Below are 15,944 nucleotides of genomic sequence, written 5' to 3' on the forward strand. Positions count from 1 at the left end.
ACCGCCAACCACGGCGTCTACGTGTCACGGGACATCGGCAGGCACTGGCGATCGGTGAACACGGGCTTGCCGACCCTCAGCATTAGTTGCCTGCTGGCGACGACGGCTGGCGGTGATCGGTTGTTTGCTGGCACCTACGACCAGGGTGTCTTTGTTGCAGATACGGCGACGCTCACGTGGAAGGCATGCGGACGTGACGGTCTCCCTCAGGCAGCGTCAGTCACCGCTCTGGCGTGGGATGCATCGCGACCAGACACGATTGCAGCCGTGATCAGCCATACGAACGTCTACATCAGCACGGGTGGAGGAGCGACGTGGACATCAGCGGCAGAACTCCCGCAGGGTTCTGGTGATGTGTCTGCCATGAGCGTGATTGTGCGGCCGTCGTGGCAGCTGGTCGTCGGCACGAGCTCTGGGAGCGTGTATGCGGCAGCCGACCCATTGAAGGGGTGGCAGGTCGCGTCACCCGTCATGCGCGGGTTTGGGATCCGCGCGCTGTGTTGGTGGATGGATAGGACCCTCATTGCTGGTACGTCAGGGGGAGTATTCGAGACGGACGCTGCGTCATGGAAGTGGACCGACGTCAGCACAGGGATCCAGGAGACCGAGATCACCTGCGTCGTACCCGACATCAGAATTCTATCACGGCTGTATGTCGGGACGACTGGCGGCATGTATGTCTCGCACGATGGAGGCACTACCTGGGGCCGGACTGCGTCAGAACTGGATTCGCAGGACATCGCCGTGATCCGTGCAGGAACGCCGATGCTGGCTGGCACGCTGCGAGAGGGACTCTGGATGTCGGCGGATGGCACGCGGTGGCGCCGTGTGGTACCCAAGGAGCTCAGCGATGACGTGCTGGCATTGGCCCCATATGCCTCGGAATCCGGGGTAGTGCTTGCCGGGACATCCCTTGGTGTGTGGCGGGTCGATCTCGTGAAGGGGACAGCGATCGACCGCAGTCTGGGACTGAAACCAAAACGATCTGCGCCACAGCAGGTGACATATGTTGAGGTACCAACGCTTGCGACTGACCAGGCCGACGAGCAGCATGTCGTTGCCATCGTCAGTGGCCGCGGTTTGTGTGAATCCACGAACGGTGGACTGCTGTGGAAGGATGTTCAGCTGACGGACCGCGTCATGCTGGGCAGCTCCGCCGACCTCAGCTGGCTGTCCAGCGTGCTCATCGAGTCGTCATCCAAAACGTACGTCGGTTCAGTGGCTCGGGGTATCTGGAGCGGTGCGCCGGGTAGTGTCTGGACACCCATCAACAAAGGACTGTCGAGGATCGGCGTCTACTACGGATCTGTCCAGGCGCTGGCGAAGGATGGGAAGGGGCGCCTGTTTGCCGGCACGTCGAGCGGTGGCGTCTTCGTGTTGCTGCCGGGTGAGACTCGCTGGCTACGGATGAACCAGGGGTTGTCGTCGCTCGGCGGGCAGACGTTGACCACAGGTACAGAGTCGGGGACGCTGTACTGCGCCATGGATAGCATGGTATACCAGTGCCGGATTCCCTGAAGAGGGTTGTGCCGGACGCCTATTTCTGCTGTGGCTCCTTCCCGGGTGGCTGCAGGATGCCATAGCCGCGCCCCCGTTCGGTTACAATGAGTGGAGCGGACGGATCGGTGTCCACCTTGGCACGGACATACCGCACGTGCGTGCGGAGCGTGTCAGACCACAGAGAGGTCTGCTCGCCCCACAGGTGATCCTCGAGTTCCTCGCGGGGGACGATGCGCCCCTGGTTGCGCAGGAGGTACTCAAGCAGCTGCTCTTCCTTGGGGCTTAGTGTTACGCGCTGCCCTGCTACCGTGCAGATGTGTGATGATACGTCGAGCACAACCTGTCCTGCAGTCAAAACCGTCGTCTTGATTTCGTCACGTCGTCGTAGGAGGGCCCGCACACGAGCCAGCAGTTCGCTCAGGTCGAACGGCTTGGTGAGGTAGTCGTCGGCGCCCGTGTCGAGCCCCGTCACCTTGTCTGCAGTCAGGTCACGCGCAGTCAGCACCAGTACGGGCATCGTATGTCCTTCGGCCCTGATGGTCCGCAGGAACGTCAGCCCGTCCATGTGCGGCATCATGAGGTCCAGGAGGATGAGGTCGTACGCCTGTTCGATGTGTACCTTTCCTAGTGCGTCCCGTCCGTCGCCAGCCGTGTCGACGGTCAGTCGCTCGTGTGTCAGAGCGTCACCCAGCGCAGACGCCATCGTCGGTTCGTCTTCAACAATCAGTACTCGCACCCATTCCCTCCTGGATGGCCTTGTTCACTCTGAGCATACCACGCATTTCGCGCATACAGGTACGCGGACAGGAATCCCTTAACGTTCAGTTAACGTTGATGCTGTATAGTGCCCACACAGCCGCGCGGCTGAATCGGGTAAGGAGGCATGCATGAAACGAAGGAGCGTATTGCTGCGAATGCTTGGTCTCATTGTCCTAGTATTGGTCGCAATCGGCATCTGTGGAACTGGTGCAGCGACTGCCTGCACCTACAACTGCTCATGGGAGGAAGCCTGTATCGTCAACCATCAGACGGGATGTGAACAGCACTTTGGTCTGGAATTCCTTGTCGGGGGCATGCCGGTTTGCTTCGAACAGTGTTCTAACCCCTGTTCGACCAACTGCTTCAAGTAGCTCGTAAGGACGGAGGGAGGGTACGGTGCCATGAACCACAGGATCTCACGACGTCTCATAGCCGTCTTCCTCGCGCTCCTGCTCACCAGCATCATCGCCACCTCTGTCGCCGCCATGGGCCTCGCCTTGCGCGAGGCCCAGCGCAGCAGCAGGCAAGAGGAACTGCGCAAGATGGGGTGCGAGGTCGTGGACGTGCTGTGCACCAGTCGGGTGATCACAGATCAACAAGAGGAATCGAGCCTGGCCATGTACCGGTCGGTCGGGCTGGGCCTCGCGTACGGGGGAGGCATCCTGCCGACGGACACCATGATGGACATGATGATGAAAGGGTTCCTGGTGGCCGGAGAGTTCCCGCCTACGACCGCGGCTCCGCTGAAAGGGTCCACCGGCAGGGTCGGGGCAACGTCGGTGTTCTCTGTGGCGGACTTCGCGGTCATGCGGCGCATCCCTGGCGTACGCGACCTGTGGCTCAAGACGTTCGAGACCTCGCTCCTGACACTCTCCGTCAGTGGCAGACAACAGATGGTCCCCACTCTTCCCATGTCGTCTGGTCAACTGTCCCGTTGGAACTTCGTCATTGAAGATGGACGTGATTTCGCCCCCGGCGACGGGCAGAATGATGTCATTATCGGCAGCACGCTGGCCGACCTCCTGTTCCTCGGCAGGGACCCAATAGGGCAGACGTTCTCGGACGGGATCCGGGCATACCGTGTCATCGGCGTCCTGGCCAAGAAAGAGGAGGGTCTGGCTTCCTCGAGTGGGTACCTCTCCCCATACAGCGACCCGAACTTGACCATCTTCCGCTACTCTCCTACTGTCCCTGTCGGCCAGGAGAAGGACACACCAATGGTTCAGATCCTGGCGGAGCCCGGTGCCGGCCCTGCCGTCGCCGAGGCGGTCCAGCGGATGTTTCGCTCCAAGGAGAACGCGGATACCATTGTCCAGGCCACCTCACGCAACGACATGGTCCCCAGCGTGGTCGGGATCACCATGCGGACCAGGACCTTGTCCCTGCTTTCCTCGTATGCACTGCTCACCCTCGTTGGCTGTCTCCTGGCCGTGGCAGTCTCCCTGTACACTGAGTTTGTCACACGGGTCCGGAGCGTGGCCGTCCGGCGTGCGCTGGGCGCGTCACGTCGTTCAGTGACGCTGGGGTTCATGGCAGAGGCATGCTCAATGGCCGTAGCCGCCTGGGGGATTTCCAGCCTCATTCTCCTTGCCTTGGCACGTCCGTGGACAAGAGTGCTGCAGACGCTGCTCCAGAGTGGCGCTGTCGATATCATCAACCAGAGCCGTGCGACCGTAACCCTCGCAGGAGGACCTGGCTACCTGGACATTGCCTTGCGTCTCTCCCCGCTTGCCTTCCTGGCATCGCTCGTGCTGCTCCTCGTCATCGCCGTCCTTTCCTCCCTCATCCCCGCTCGGGGCATCTCCCGTATCAACCCCGGTGCCGGTATCCGGTTCCGTGGCGGGGTACGGTCCCGCTTCGATGCCCTGAAATTGGACCTGTGGGGTTCGCTTGCGGTTGCACTGTGCCTGCTGTTTGCTCTGCTCCCTCTGTCTGAGCTATCCTTCGGGCTCCAGCGCGACCGCGAGTTCGCGCTACTCCTCGGACGCAATGTTGCCCGCATTAGTACCTCCTCCAGCACGCCGCCGACCTCCGAACAGTTGCAGCAGATCAAGGACCGCCTTATGCAAGCCGGCTACCCGGTCGCCGAGCTCAGGAACGCCGACATCTTCTGGACCAGCGCCGAAGGGGACCCCCACCAGTGGATCAGGGTCGTGTCCGGCGATGCCGCCCTGCCCTCCTTCTACGGGCTCACGCTCACGCAGGGTACCGGGATGGGGGCGTCACCGGAGGCCTCTGGTCTCGAGGCGGTCGTCGGCCCCGACGTCTGGGGCATGCTGCACAAGTCGCCCAACCAAGGAGAAGGTGACCTGGGTTCCACCTTCCTGAGCAGTGGGGCGGTCCGGATCGTTGGCCAATTCAGTCCGACCGTCAGTGCCACCATGAACCGCACCCTCTTCACGACCCTCGACACACGAACGAGCATGTGCCAGTCCTGTGGCACCCGGACAACCCTGCTCGTGGGCGGGGTGAAGCCGGGGACGCTGCAGGAGGTGCAGGACATCGTGCGCTCGTGCGTTTCGCCTGCCGTCTTCGCTTCCTTGGGGTTCCTCGACGGAGGCGCCCTGGTGGACGCCATCGATGCATCGACGCAGGCGCTCGCCGGCTTCCTCATGCTCTTTGCTGCCTTTGGGCTCCTGGAGGGCTTCGTCGTCCTCGCTGACCAACTCTACCTGTATGCCCAGCTCAAGCGGCGGGATACGGCCATCCGCAAGGCTCTGGGGACATCTCAGGCACAACTCACCCGGCTCCACCTGACCCACAACGTCCTGGTCGCCGGCATCTCGGTCATCATCGGGACGCTCCTGATGGTGGTGATAGCGGTCGCGACCGAGCGACCCTCGTATGCCCTCACGTCGACGTCACTCCCGTGGCTGGGCGTCACCTGCCTGCTCGCCTTCATCGTGTCCCTCGTCGCTGCTCGGAACCAGGCTCGGCGTTCACGGAATGTCGTCCCTTCCCGCGAACTGAGAAACCTGTAACTATACCAAGGAGGAGCAACCATGATCCAGCTGACCAACATCCAGAAGATGTACGATGGTACGCGCGTTCAGGTACGGGCACTGCAGGGGGTTGATCTGACGCTCGAAAACGGTGATTACGTGTCCGTCCGCGGGCGCTCGGGATCCGGCAAGACAACCCTGCTCAACATCGTGGGCACGCTCGACAACCCCACAGTGGGCGAGGTGCTGTATGACAATGTGAACCCCTTCCGGTTCAATGACGCTGATCTGTCCCGGTTCCGCAATCACAAGATTGGCTTCGTGTTCCAGGAGTTTGAACTGCTGCCGGAGTTGACGGTCCTGGACAATGTGGCGCTCGTCCCCCATATCGGAGGGGTGAAGAGGAAAGAGGCGCAGCGGATGGCTGCAGCCGTCCTGGAACAGGTCGGTATGCAGGATCGCATGCAGCACTATCCATCCGAACTCTCCGGTGGCGAGAAGCAGCGGGTCGCAGTGGCACGCGCAATCGTCAACGACCCAGAAATCATCCTGTGCGACGAACCCACCGGCGAACTGGACGAAGCCAATGTGACCGCCGTCATGCAGGTGCTGGACGACCTCAACCGCTCGGGCAAAACCCTTTTGGTGGTCACGCACTCCGATGAGGTGGCCGAGCACGCGCACCGACGCATGTACATGGTGGACGGGGTTCTGCATGAGGCCTTCTAGACGACGTATCGTCCTGATTGTGGTGGCTGTCTTGGGGGTGGCCACCGTCGTTGCCGTGATCCTGACGGCTCGCGCCTCGGTGGTGGCGCGTGCTGCGCTTGCAGCGGCTGTCTCCCGGGTCGAGCAGGAGTATGCGGCGACTCTGAACCCCGGAGATGTGTTTCCTCTGGCAAGCCTGCCGAGTGCAGCAGGCGGACCAGCCATTCGACTGCGCGACCGACAGACGTGCTGCATCGTCGTGGCTCCAGGGTGCGCCACCTGTTCGGAATATGCTGGGGTTGCCGAGGGACTGGGACGGCAGTATCCGGGAGTACAGGTCGTCCTCCTCATGGTGGGGTCAGACGGACAGGGCGTCGTCGCGGGACCGCACATGGTGCTGGCTGTTGACCAGGACCGGGCTGCTGTCGGACAACCGTGCGACCACGACGCCCGCGCGCCGGCCGTGTTTCTCATCAGGCCGGATGGCACCATCGCGTGGAAGTCGGTCGGCATCAAGCTGCAGCTGGTATGGACCGAGCTGAACCAGGCACTGGGCCAGTTCGGTGGATCCGGTTCGGGGTCGCTCCTGGGGGGCGAAGTGACGCCGAAAGTCGGCGAGAAACTTGCAGCAGCGACGTGTGGCGGCGCCTCCGTCGTACCACTCTCGACGGACAAGAGCACGGTCTTCCTGCTGTCTCATTCGACCTATCTGAGTGCAGACAGTATGAAGCTCCACGTGGACTTCCTTGCCAGGCTGCGCGACTTCGCCGATCCTGTCCTTGTGGCGTCTGTGTACGACGAGGTGCGCTGGCGTGCCGCCTGTGACTATGCTGTTCTGTACAGCACGGCATCTACGCAGACATCAACTCAGAACCTGCGGCTCCTCCCCTCCATCAACCGGGGCGAGGTCGCCAAGGTCGAGGACTACGTCCAGCAGAACCATCTCGGTGTAATGGTCATTGCAGATACGTGCTGGTCCTTCGCCCTGAGGTATGGACAGTTTCAGCCGATCAATATGCTCGTCGTTGCCCCGGATGGGACCGTGAAGGCGATCGTCCCATGGGATCTCCAGGGTCCTACGGAAGAGGCCGCACTTGTACGGTACGTCCGGAATGTTGTCCAAGGGCGATGACGAGGCGCGGGACTCGGAGTTTCAGGCTCACGTGCGTGACGACAATTGTCTTGAGCTGTCTGATCGTTGCTATCTCGGCACACGCTCGACAGGTGACAGCCACCACACGCATTCCCGTCGTCGCATTTCTCTCCGAGTCCTGTGGGGAGTGCCGGGAGGTTTCTGCCTATCTTGACCAGTTGGCTGCTTCCGGTGTTCCCCTTGATGTTCATCGGTACAGCTTCGAGGATCTCACCAGCACATCCCTTCGCCACAGTCTTGATCTCCTCTACGCGGTTCCCGAGGGAAATTGGTATGTGGTCCCGACGGTCTTCATTGGCAGGAATGTTCTTATCCGTGCAGATGTCATTGAGGCTCGTCTGCCCGATTTCCTTGAAACGGTGACCACGCAGGATACTGCGTTTCTCCTCAGTCATCTCACAACGACAACGACTGCCGAACCAGCTTCTGGATTTGCCTCTTCTCTTTCCGTCGGCACTGTCCTTGGTGCCGGCCTGATTGACGGGATCAACCCCTGCGCCTTTGCCACCCTCCTCTTCTTCATCTCCTACATCATTCTGCGCAGCGGTTCCCGTGAGCGAATCCTCCTGGTGGGTTGTTCGTTTGCCGTCGGTGTCTTCTGTGCCTACTTTCTTGCCGGCCTCGGCCTGGACCGGCTGGTCACCGGTGCTCGCTGGTTTGGTACGGTTGCCCAGTGGTTCTACGGAATCCTCGGTCTCCTGTCTGTCTGCCTTGCTGTCTTTTCCTTCCGTGATGCAGCCCGTGCCGCTCATGGACATGTTCAGGAGATGACCCTGCAACTCCCTGGACAGGAGAAGAGCGGTATCCGTTCCCTGATCCGCGTGGTAGCAGGCAGCCGGCTGATGCCGCTCTGGGCATTCCTTGTCGCTTTTCCGGTCGCGCTTCTGGAGTTCCTATGCACTGGTCAGACCTATTTACCTACGATCGTTCTCATCCTCGCAAATCAGGGGCTCCACAACCACGCCGTCCTCCTGCTTCTCCTCTACAACCTGCTGTTTATTCTGCCTCTTCTTGTCATCACTGTCCTTGCTGCAGCAGGAGTCACGTCAGAGCGTTTGCGTTCCTGGTTCACCCGTCATATGCCTGCTGCCAAACTGCTCGGCGGTCTCCTCTTCGCCCTCTTTGCTGTCCTGTTCCTGTCCAGGTGGTGGAAAGGGAAGTAGGGCTATCGTTACTTCCAGAGCTGCGTCAGCGCGCAACATTCTTTGACAACATGCTCCACCATTTCTTCCCCCCTGCCACGATGATAACAGCATAGCGTTAACCTATCGTTAAGTGGAGACGTGCTGGTTGCGCTTCGGCGACATGGGGACACAATACTTGCATGGAAAATGTGGAAACTCTGGACCGGGGAGCGCTCGGCTGTGACAGCTGGAATGTGAAGACCATTGTGCCTGACACCAAAGGGATTCACAGTTCATGGGCGTGAAGAAGCCGGACGGCGAACAGCGCACGAATCCCGTCGCGGGCGCATATGTGCTGGTGCGGTCACGCCGTCGGACCGTTGGGCTGGAGGTGCGGCCGGACGCCACGCTGGTGGTGCGGGCGCCCGCACGGACGCCGGTGTGGTTCGTGGAGTCCCTGCTGCGGGAGAAGGCAGGGTGGATAGAGGACAAGCTTGCGAAGGCGCGCAGCCACGTGTCCCCGCTGCCGCGACACGACTTTCTGACGGGAGAACGCTTCCCGTACCTGGGGCGAGCATGGCCGTTCGTGGTTGTCGCTTTCCAGAAAACACCGCTGACCTTTGACGAGAAGACAGGGTTCAGCCTGGACATGGTGGCGTTCGACCGCGGAGAAGTGGTCTTCGAGGAGTGGTACCGTGGCCGGGCACGTGAGCTTCTTGCTGAACGTGTCCATCACTATGCGCCCCTGGTCGGCGTGGACGTTCCGCGGCTGCGCATCACGGGTGCTGAGCGACGCTGGGGCTCGTGCAGCACCAGCGGCACCGTCAGCTTTGCCTGGCGCCTCATCATGGCTCCCATGAATGTGGTCGACTACGTGGTCGTGCATGAGCTGGCGCACCGGCGCGAGATGAACCACTCTGTGCGGTTCTGGGCGGTCGTCGCGTCGGTCCTGCCGGACTATGACGCACGCAGGCGCTGGCTGAAGGACCACGGGGGAATGCTGACGATCTAGGACGGAGAAGTGGGGCTATCGGCGGAGGACCCACCAGACGTCGTGGCCGGCGAAGCCGCAACGGCGGAACAGGTGGTCGGGTTCACAGGGGTTCTTCACCTGACCGGCAACCGTGGTGAACGCGACTTTCTGCTCCAGGCGATAGACAAGCTCGTGCACCAGCATGGTGCCCAGTCCGAGACTGCGGAACGCAGGGAGTACCTGAACCCACTCGAGGGACCCTTCTCCAGTAAGCCTGTCAGTCTCAGCGATGCCAAGAGCGACAGGGCGCTTCTGCTTGCGGTCGATGACCCACAGCCAGGCGCGCCGGTCGAAGACCGGACGCTTTGTCCACGTCGCGATCTCGTCGGTGCCCGGCGTAGGAGTGTCGTAGCAGGCGTGCAGGATAGTCGCCACGAGTGGAAGTTCAGTTGTCGTGTCGACCTCGCGGATAGCATATCCGGGGAGCTTGGCGTGAAGTGGCAGCTCACTGCCCGTGTGGACCAGGCGAAAGAAAGCTTCCTTGCGGTCGAACCATGGGGCAAGAGGAGCCACGAAGTCATTGTGGACGTACACGGTGGGTACACCGTCCAGCTTGACCGACGCAGCCTTCAGGGGGTCCTGTGTCCGTGTGCCGTAGATGAGCAGCTTGCCGGGTTCTCGCAGTTCGACACCCGCTACCGAGCTGGCGTCATCAATGAACCGGCACTCCAGAGACTGCAGGCGTGCGACGGTCTTCCACAGTGCATTTGGCAGAATGCGTGACGGATCCTTGCGGTACAGGGCGCGAAGTGCCGCCTCGTCGGATGACGTGTCTCTGGGAGGGGCTATGACTGCTGCTTTTCGTCGGGGCATAAGGGCAGGATAGCTCCCGTGCGGCTCACATCAACCGTCAGAACGCGGTGTCAACTGTTCAGCAGGTCCTTGGCCCAGCGGACCAGGTCGGCAGAACACTGCTCCTTGTCCATCTTGAGTGGCAGTTTAAAGCCGATGTGGCCGACAACCTTGGCTCCCGGCACCAGCGAAGTCAGGACCCGGTAAGTCTTCACGTCATTATCGCCGTAGCTGGTGAAGAAAGCCACTCTCTTTCCCTTGAGGTCGGCGCTCTTTAGGAACGTACGCACGGCCGGGGTCGGGCGGCTGTTCCATACAGGTGTCCCGACGAAGAGCAGGTCGTAGTGCGCAGCATCGTGCGCAAGCGGACGGAGTGGGGGCGTCGCGCCGGTGGCAGCCAGAAGCCCGCCCTTGAAGTACTTCATAAACCCGTGTGTCGGGTGTGGTTTGACCAGCTCCAGTTCCATGGAGTCCAGCACGAGCTCCTTGGCAAGCGTCCGGGCCAGGAACCGGACGTCACCGTCGAGCGAATAGAACACAACCAGTGCATTGGGCATTGTCCACCTCCCTTTAATGCTAGACTAGCTCTGCGTACCCATGTGTCAAGTGAAGGCCTCTTAATGGTATAATGGCGGGGTCAGGAACGGCAGGGAGGACAGCCGGACGGTGCTCCGGCATGCCCTCCGCGGCTGGAACTACTTGTGGATGCCGGTCGGCTTCTTCCCCAGCGACGCGCAGTAGATCACAAACTGCTGCTCGGGGTCGAAGCCAAGGTAGGCGTTGAACTCGTCGTCCAGGAACGCGTTGATACCGCAGACGCCGCAGTCGATAGGTTCAGCAGCTAGGTACAGGTTCTGGCAGACATGGCCTGCGTCGAGGAACAAGCCGCGGTAAGCGCGCTGGCGGTAGCGCCAGATCATGCGGTAGGGTATGGCTGCCCAGATAAATGTGACTGCGCTCAGCTCGACCATTTTCTGGTCGTCGCATAGGTGTGTGACGTCCTGCAGCGTCTGTGTCCCGGGCTTGACGAGCTGCAGCTTGTGCTCGATTGCGAGGAATCGGTAGATCCCTGGCTGGAGTCCTGTGACTGCCCGGACCATGAGATAGGTCTCAAAGGCGTGGCGGGCGCCCCCCGACGGGACGGTGCGCAGAGTACACGGACGCGCTGTGACGGCCTTGACGCCCTGCGTGCACCACAGGAGGAACGAGAGTTCCTCCAGCGTTAGTGCTTCGTCGCGGTACAGGCGGAAGCTGTGGCGCCGGTCGATTGCGGTCCGAAGATCAATAGATGGGATGACCAGGGTTTTCGGGTCCGGCAGGTCGATGATGGGCATGCTGTCGTCGAATGGCAATTCAAGGGGCGGTTGTGGAAGTCCTTTTTGCTGATCTGAAGGTTCGTCCGGCATGTCGGACGCGTAACGTGTGTCGTGCAGAAACTGCTGTCCAATTTCCATGGTTCACCTCGGGATCGTGGTATGCTTTCAGTGTAAGCGCCCCCGAATTGTTTGCAATCCGAACGGATATGGGGTATGGGTGGCGTAACCATTCGTTCCCGATTGCGTTATTACTATGGAACGACAGAGATTCGATGGGGGGCAGTGATGAGACACGTTGGTCGCATCGTGACAGTAGTTTTGGTCGTGTTTGTCCTGGCCGTTGTCTGGTATGCCCGCGCAGGTGAGGCCGTCGTCATGCGGCGTGTCTTCACCAATGCTGCAAGCATCGCCGAGGGAACGGTCTGGGTGCGATCGGACAAGGGGCTTTTTGGGGGACCCGTCACAGCCATTGCCAGCCTCTCTTCTGACGGGGCGGTCGTCTACGCCGGCACGCGTGAAGATAAAATCTATGTTTCCTCTGATGGGGGAAGCGATTGGACGCCACTCGGCGGCTCTTCGTCCGGCCACTATGTCGTGGGCATCGAGGTTGACCCGAGGGCGAACGGAAAGGTCGTCGGCAAGGCCGTGTATGGTGCCGGCTTCTTCCTTTCCGAGGACGGCGGCCAGACATGGAAGAACGCGAGTCGAGGCCTAGGCAGCCGGTCGCTGTCGTGTCTCGCTTCCCCTGCCGGCTCTCCTGACACCTTGTTTGCAGGGACGGGCGATGCCGGTCTCTTCATCTCGAGAGATGGAGGGCGTTTGTGGAGTCGAACCGGTCGCCAGGCCTTGGGCGACCGCATCGCGGTCGTTGATGTCAGCAGGGATGGCAGGACGGTCTATACAGGAACGCAGGAGACCGGTCTCTTCGTCTCGCGGGACGGAGGCGACACGTGGAATGCCATTGTCCTGCCATTCGGATCACAGCCGATGGTGACGGGCATCGATATCGATCCCGCGGACGAGCTCCGTCTGGCTGTCACTGCGACCGGTGGCGGTATAGGATTGTCGAAGGACGGAGGCCGGACGTGGGTCACTTCCCGCAAGGGGTCGCTCCCGTCAGACTGTGTGGCGGTCGAGTTCCTTCCGGGCGGGGCACGTGGATTTGTTCTCGGTACACAATCCGGAGCGCTGTACTTCTCCGCAGATGGTCTCGACTGGCAGCTGACCTTTCAGTTGCCGGACGACGGGCATGTCTTCGGATTGGCGCGCTCAGGCACGGGCATGCTGGCCGCGACGTCCCATGGGGTCTTCTCTTCTGGTGAGGGCAGGGCATGGAGCGAGTCCAGCACCGGGATCACGAATCTGACCCTTGCGGGATTGTCCGCGTCGCCGGTCGATGCGGACGTCCTTTACGCGGCGACGGGCCAGGGGGTTTTCCACAGCATGGATGCCGGCATCTCGTGGTCGCGCTGCTCCGAGTCGAACGGGATAATCAGCGTTCTTGTGCTGCAAGATGGACGGACTGTCCTTGCCGGCACGTCCGTCGGGTCGGTGCTGTGCAGTGTCGACGGCGGGGATCACTGGATTGCTGTCAGCCGCGGTATCCCCGGCGTCAGGGTGAGTATCCTGGCGTCCCGCCCTACAGGGTCGACGATGGTCTATGCCGGTACGGACGGGGGATTCGCGGTTTCGAACGATGCAGGTCTGACCTGGGAACCGAGGAACACCGGCGTCGTGGCGACGAGGCCGGTGGAATCGCCGACACCGCGCACCGAGATTGCCGCGCTTCTGCCGGATGCAGCAACGCCGGGCACGGTGATCCTCTCGCTGCTGGGTCAGGGGTTGTACATAACGAGGGACGATGGCAACCACTGGAAACGTCTACAATCGTCAATGGACACACCCTGGGTCGACAGCCTCGCCGTCGACGAACAAACAGGCCGGTTCTACGCCGGCACGGACACTAAGGGTGTGTATGTCTCGCAGAACGGCGGGACGAGGTGGTTCCGGTCCAGCAGCGGGCTGTCGACGATTCTGTCCGTATCGGGAGCGGTCAACACGATCGCGGTGGCCCCAGACGGTATTGTGTATGCAGGGACGCAGGCGCGCGGGGTGGCGATGTCACTGGATGACGGGGCCACATGGCAGCGTCTGAACAGCGGTCTGCCCGACCTCGATATACGATGTATCATTGTGGGAGGGGGTGGTGTGTTCGCCATGACGGCGCACTGCGTCGTTCGCCTCCAGACTCAGTAATTTGCCAGAACCCAGCGCTCGAAACCGAGGCTGTCGGAGACATTGTCCGCCCCCGATGACGCCGCGTCGCCGATCATGCAGTCCGTAACGAGATACGTCTCGATACCGGCCAGACGTGCTGACATGCCTTCAATACAATCGTTGCGTCTCATAACGTCGTGGACGTTGTCGAAGGTCGTCGCGTAGAACTCCATGATGCGATTCCAAACGGCCTGCTGGTCGACGCCTTGGTGCAATGGCTCGAACTCTCTCCTGAACTTTACCAGAGGACTGCTGCCCGGGCTTGTGTCCGCCTGCATACTTCCTGACGCGGTGACAATGTTTCTGGGGAGGTTCTAAACAACTTGACATTAATTTGGAATGTGCTATTAGAAATAGTCAGAGTCGATCAGAGGCAAAAGGAGGTGGGGGAAACATCTTAGTATCTGAATGTTGCCCATAGTTTTGTCGCGGTAGACGTGGAGGTTGAGGCACGATATACAGGAGGCAAGAAGAATGAGAAGGGTAGTGTCTATTCTGCTGGTCTTAGCATTACTGACTGGAGCTCTAGGAGTTACCTCTGTTGCAGCTGCAGCAACTACTGAATTCCCCCGGTCGCAGACCCTTTACACTGGTGGAAAGCAGTGGGGTCCTCCGTCGAACTGGAACCCCTTCATGACGGGGAACTATGCGACGGGAACAATTGGTCTATGCTACGAAACGCTATTCCTGTATGATCCCCTGACAGCGAAGTTTACACCCTGGCTCGCCAGCAGTGGAAAGTGGACCAACAGCACTACGTACAGGCTGGTCCTCCGCTCAGGTTTGACGTGGTCTGACGGTAAGGCCTTGACCGTTGACGACGTCAAGTTCACCATTGAGCTTGGCAAGAAGACGACACTCAACTTCAGCAGCCTGTGGAGCTGGCTTACGTCGATCTCCAAGGTCAACAGCACCACCTTGGACTTCAAGTTCAAGACCCCTCTCTATCAGGAATGGGACAACTATCTGTACAACCTTCCAATCGTTCCTCAGCATATCTGGTCAACCAAGAGTCTGACCGATGTCGCGACGGGAGCCAATGACAAACCTGTCGGATCAGGCGCCTATCTATACAATACATACGATCAGACCAAGATGGTCTGGGAGAAGAACGTCAACTGGTGGGCGACCAAGGCACTCAAGTTGTCGGTTGCTCCCAAATACATCATTGACCTTGTCAACACCAGCAACGAGAACTCGCTAGGTTTGGTGCTCCAGGGGCAAGAAGATCTGAACAACAACTATTTGCCGGGCATCTCCACATTGCTGACAGGCGGTTACGCACTCCACACGTACTATCCGAGTGCTCCGTACAATATTGCTGCCAACACTGCATGGCTGGATATCAATCTCCAGAAGAAGCCCATGAGTGACCTCGCATTCCGGAAGGCACTTGCCTATGGAATCAACGTAGCCGACATTGTTTCAAGGGATTATAACAACATGGTCCAGGCTTCCAACCCGACAGGCCTTCTCCCCATGTGGAACAAGTACGTCGACCAGGCTGTTGTCAAGAAACTGGGCATCACGTACAATCCTGCCAAAGCCAAACAAGTCCTTGCCGCTGCCGGCTACAAAGACGTCAACCATGATGGATATGTCGAGAACAAGGATGGCACCAAGATTACGCTGAAGCTTATCGTGCCCAATGGATGGTCTGACTGGATGGCCGCTGCCCAGATGATCTCCAAGAGCGCCAAGGCTGTGGGGCTCAGAATAGTAGCCAGCTACCCCGATTTCAACGGCTACTTGGATGCCCGCTTGAAGGGTACGTTTGACTTGGCCATTGACAACCAGGCTAATGTAAGCAACTCACCATGGACGTACTATCACTTCATCTTCTATGACCAGCTCAAAGACATCCCGACCACGCAAGGTGGCAACTATGGCAGATACAACAACAAGACTGCCTTTGCTCTGGTGACGCAGCTGGATAAGACGAAGACCACCGATCTGACAGCCATGAAGGCTGTCATCTCGAAGCTCCAGACGATTCAGCTCGCGAATCTGCCCATGATCCCGCTTTGGTATAACGGTATGTGGGCCCAGATGAGCACCACGTACTGGACGAACTGGCCATCTTCGGTCGCGGGAAAGAATCATTATCTGCCCGTTACCTGGAATGGCTACTGGAACATGACCGCTATCCTCATGCTTACTCAATTGAAGGCCGTAAAACAACCGTAACAGCCAATGTATTCAACGCCCCCTCCTCCTCATGTGGGAGGAGGGGGCGTGAAACATTCTCAGACCTTCTTTCAAGCGAAGGAGCGGCAATGCGACGTAATTTCGGAAGAAAACTGCTCATTTATGTCATTACCTTTATCCTGGCGGTGACCG

At 60.0% G+C, this 15,944-nt stretch carries 14 protein-coding genes; 9 read left to right on the top strand and 5 right to left on the bottom strand.

Going from position 1 to position 15,944, the window contains the following annotated elements:
- On the top strand, nt 1-1,518 hold a 1,518-nt coding region (locus SMC1_RS10785), incomplete at its 5' end, for a hypothetical protein (RefSeq protein WP_165849438.1).
- 19 nt (nt 1,519-1,537) lie between these two features.
- On the opposite strand, the gene SMC1_RS09920 is transcribed toward SMC1_RS10785, so the two are convergent.
- Nucleotides 1,538-2,236 carry a response regulator transcription factor gene (locus tag SMC1_RS09920; RefSeq protein WP_119086607.1) on the bottom strand — a complete coding sequence of 233 codons (699 nt, stop codon included), beginning with the start codon at nt 2,234-2,236 and terminating at the stop codon, nt 1,538-1,540.
- A 151-nt stretch (nt 2,237-2,387) separates the two neighbouring features.
- On the opposite strand from SMC1_RS09920, the gene SMC1_RS09925 reads away from it, so the two are divergent.
- The 6 genes from SMC1_RS09925 to SMC1_RS09950 all read left to right on the top strand — a co-directional run bounded on the left by SMC1_RS09925 (nt 2,388) and on the right by SMC1_RS09950 (nt 9,198).
- Nucleotides 2,388-2,630, top strand: a complete 243-nt coding sequence (locus tag SMC1_RS09925) for a hypothetical protein (protein WP_119086608.1) — start codon at nt 2,388-2,390, stop codon at nt 2,628-2,630.
- A gap of 30 nt (nt 2,631-2,660) precedes the next feature.
- Entirely contained in the window at nt 2,661-5,240 is a 2,580-nt protein-coding gene (locus tag SMC1_RS09930; RefSeq protein WP_119086609.1) for an ABC transporter permease, read from the top strand.
- 21 nt (nt 5,241-5,261) lie between these two features.
- Entirely contained in the window at nt 5,262-5,930 is a 669-nt protein-coding gene (locus SMC1_RS09935) for an ABC transporter ATP-binding protein (RefSeq protein ID WP_119086610.1), read from the top strand.
- A complete protein-coding gene (locus tag SMC1_RS09940) occupies nt 5,917-7,041 on the top strand; it encodes a hypothetical protein (protein WP_126855218.1) in 1,125 nt (374 codons plus the stop codon). The genes SMC1_RS09935 and SMC1_RS09940 overlap by 14 nt, the downstream gene beginning before the upstream one ends.
- Before the next feature lie 35 nt (nt 7,042-7,076).
- Nucleotides 7,077-8,225 carry a cytochrome c biogenesis CcdA family protein gene (locus SMC1_RS09945; RefSeq protein ID WP_119086612.1) on the top strand — a complete coding sequence of 383 codons (1,149 nt, stop codon included), beginning with the start codon at nt 7,077-7,079 and terminating at the stop codon, nt 8,223-8,225.
- Nucleotides 8,226-8,481: 256 nt separating this feature from the next.
- Entirely contained in the window at nt 8,482-9,198 is a 717-nt protein-coding gene (locus SMC1_RS09950) for a M48 family metallopeptidase (protein ID WP_119086613.1), read from the top strand.
- Nucleotides 9,199-9,213: 15 nt separating this feature from the next.
- On the opposite strand, the gene SMC1_RS09955 is transcribed toward SMC1_RS09950, so the two are convergent.
- The 3 genes from SMC1_RS09955 to SMC1_RS09965 form a co-directional block, all read right to left on the bottom strand.
- The gene (locus SMC1_RS09955) at nt 9,214-10,032 is read right to left on the bottom strand and encodes a GNAT family N-acetyltransferase (RefSeq protein ID WP_119086614.1); all 819 of its coding nucleotides are present in this window, start codon (nt 10,030-10,032) and stop codon (nt 9,214-9,216) included.
- A gap of 50 nt (nt 10,033-10,082) precedes the next feature.
- On the bottom strand, nt 10,083-10,568 hold the full coding sequence (locus SMC1_RS09960; RefSeq protein WP_119086615.1) for a flavodoxin family protein: 486 nt from the start codon (nt 10,566-10,568) through the stop codon (nt 10,083-10,085).
- A 138-nt stretch (nt 10,569-10,706) separates the two neighbouring features.
- On the bottom strand, nt 10,707-11,465 hold the full coding sequence (locus tag SMC1_RS09965; RefSeq protein ID WP_119086616.1) for a SagB/ThcOx family dehydrogenase: 759 nt from the start codon (nt 11,463-11,465) through the stop codon (nt 10,707-10,709).
- A 147-nt stretch (nt 11,466-11,612) separates the two neighbouring features.
- On the opposite strand from SMC1_RS09965, the gene SMC1_RS09970 reads away from it, so the two are divergent.
- Nucleotides 11,613-13,583, top strand: a complete 1,971-nt coding sequence (locus SMC1_RS09970; protein ID WP_119086617.1) for a WD40/YVTN/BNR-like repeat-containing protein — start codon at nt 11,613-11,615, stop codon at nt 13,581-13,583.
- Here SMC1_RS09970 and SMC1_RS09975 read toward each other — a convergent pair.
- Complete coding sequence (locus tag SMC1_RS09975) at nt 13,577-13,882, bottom strand: hypothetical protein (RefSeq protein WP_119086618.1); 306 nt, start codon at nt 13,880-13,882, stop codon at nt 13,577-13,579. The two genes, SMC1_RS09970 and SMC1_RS09975, sit on opposite strands and share 7 nt — an antisense overlap.
- Nucleotides 13,883-14,078: 196 nt before the next feature.
- On the opposite strand from SMC1_RS09975, the gene SMC1_RS09980 reads away from it, so the two are divergent.
- A complete protein-coding gene (locus tag SMC1_RS09980; RefSeq protein ID WP_119086619.1) occupies nt 14,079-15,791 on the top strand; it encodes an ABC transporter substrate-binding protein in 1,713 nt (570 codons plus the stop codon).
- The last annotated feature ends 153 nt before the right edge of the window (nt 15,792-15,944 follow it).

The sequence above is a fragment of the Candidatus Cryosericum septentrionale genome, assembly GCF_003570995.1.
GTDB classification, from domain to species: domain Bacteria; phylum Caldisericota; class Caldisericia; order Cryosericales; family Cryosericaceae; genus Cryosericum; species Cryosericum septentrionale.

Bases quoted from the DNA above. Each gene is read 5' to 3' on its own strand.
- SMC1_RS09925 (WP_119086608.1), top strand. From the start codon at position 2,388: ATGAAACGAAGGAGCGTATTGCTGCGAATGCTTGGTCTCATTGTCCTA.
- SMC1_RS09930 (WP_119086609.1), top strand. From the start codon at position 2,661: ATGAACCACAGGATCTCACGACGTCTCATAGCCGTCTTCCTCGCGCTC.
- SMC1_RS09935 (WP_119086610.1), top strand. From the start codon at position 5,262: ATGATCCAGCTGACCAACATCCAGAAGATGTACGATGGTACGCGCGTT.
- SMC1_RS09940 (WP_126855218.1), top strand. From the start codon at position 5,917: ATGAGGCCTTCTAGACGACGTATCGTCCTGATTGTGGTGGCTGTCTTG.
- SMC1_RS09950 (WP_119086613.1), top strand. From the start codon at position 8,482: ATGGGCGTGAAGAAGCCGGACGGCGAACAGCGCACGAATCCCGTCGCG.
- SMC1_RS09955 (WP_119086614.1), bottom strand. From the start codon at position 10,032: ATGCCCCGACGAAAAGCAGCAGTCATAGCCCCTCCCAGAGACACGTCA.
- SMC1_RS09960 (WP_119086615.1), bottom strand. From the start codon at position 10,568: ATGCCCAATGCACTGGTTGTGTTCTATTCGCTCGACGGTGACGTCCGG.
- SMC1_RS09965 (WP_119086616.1), bottom strand. From the start codon at position 11,465: ATGGAAATTGGACAGCAGTTTCTGCACGACACACGTTACGCGTCCGAC.
- SMC1_RS09970 (WP_119086617.1), top strand. From the start codon at position 11,613: ATGAGACACGTTGGTCGCATCGTGACAGTAGTTTTGGTCGTGTTTGTC.
- SMC1_RS09975 (WP_119086618.1), bottom strand. From the start codon at position 13,882: ATGCAGGCGGACACAAGCCCGGGCAGCAGTCCTCTGGTAAAGTTCAGG.
- SMC1_RS09980 (WP_119086619.1), top strand. From the start codon at position 14,079: ATGAGAAGGGTAGTGTCTATTCTGCTGGTCTTAGCATTACTGACTGGA.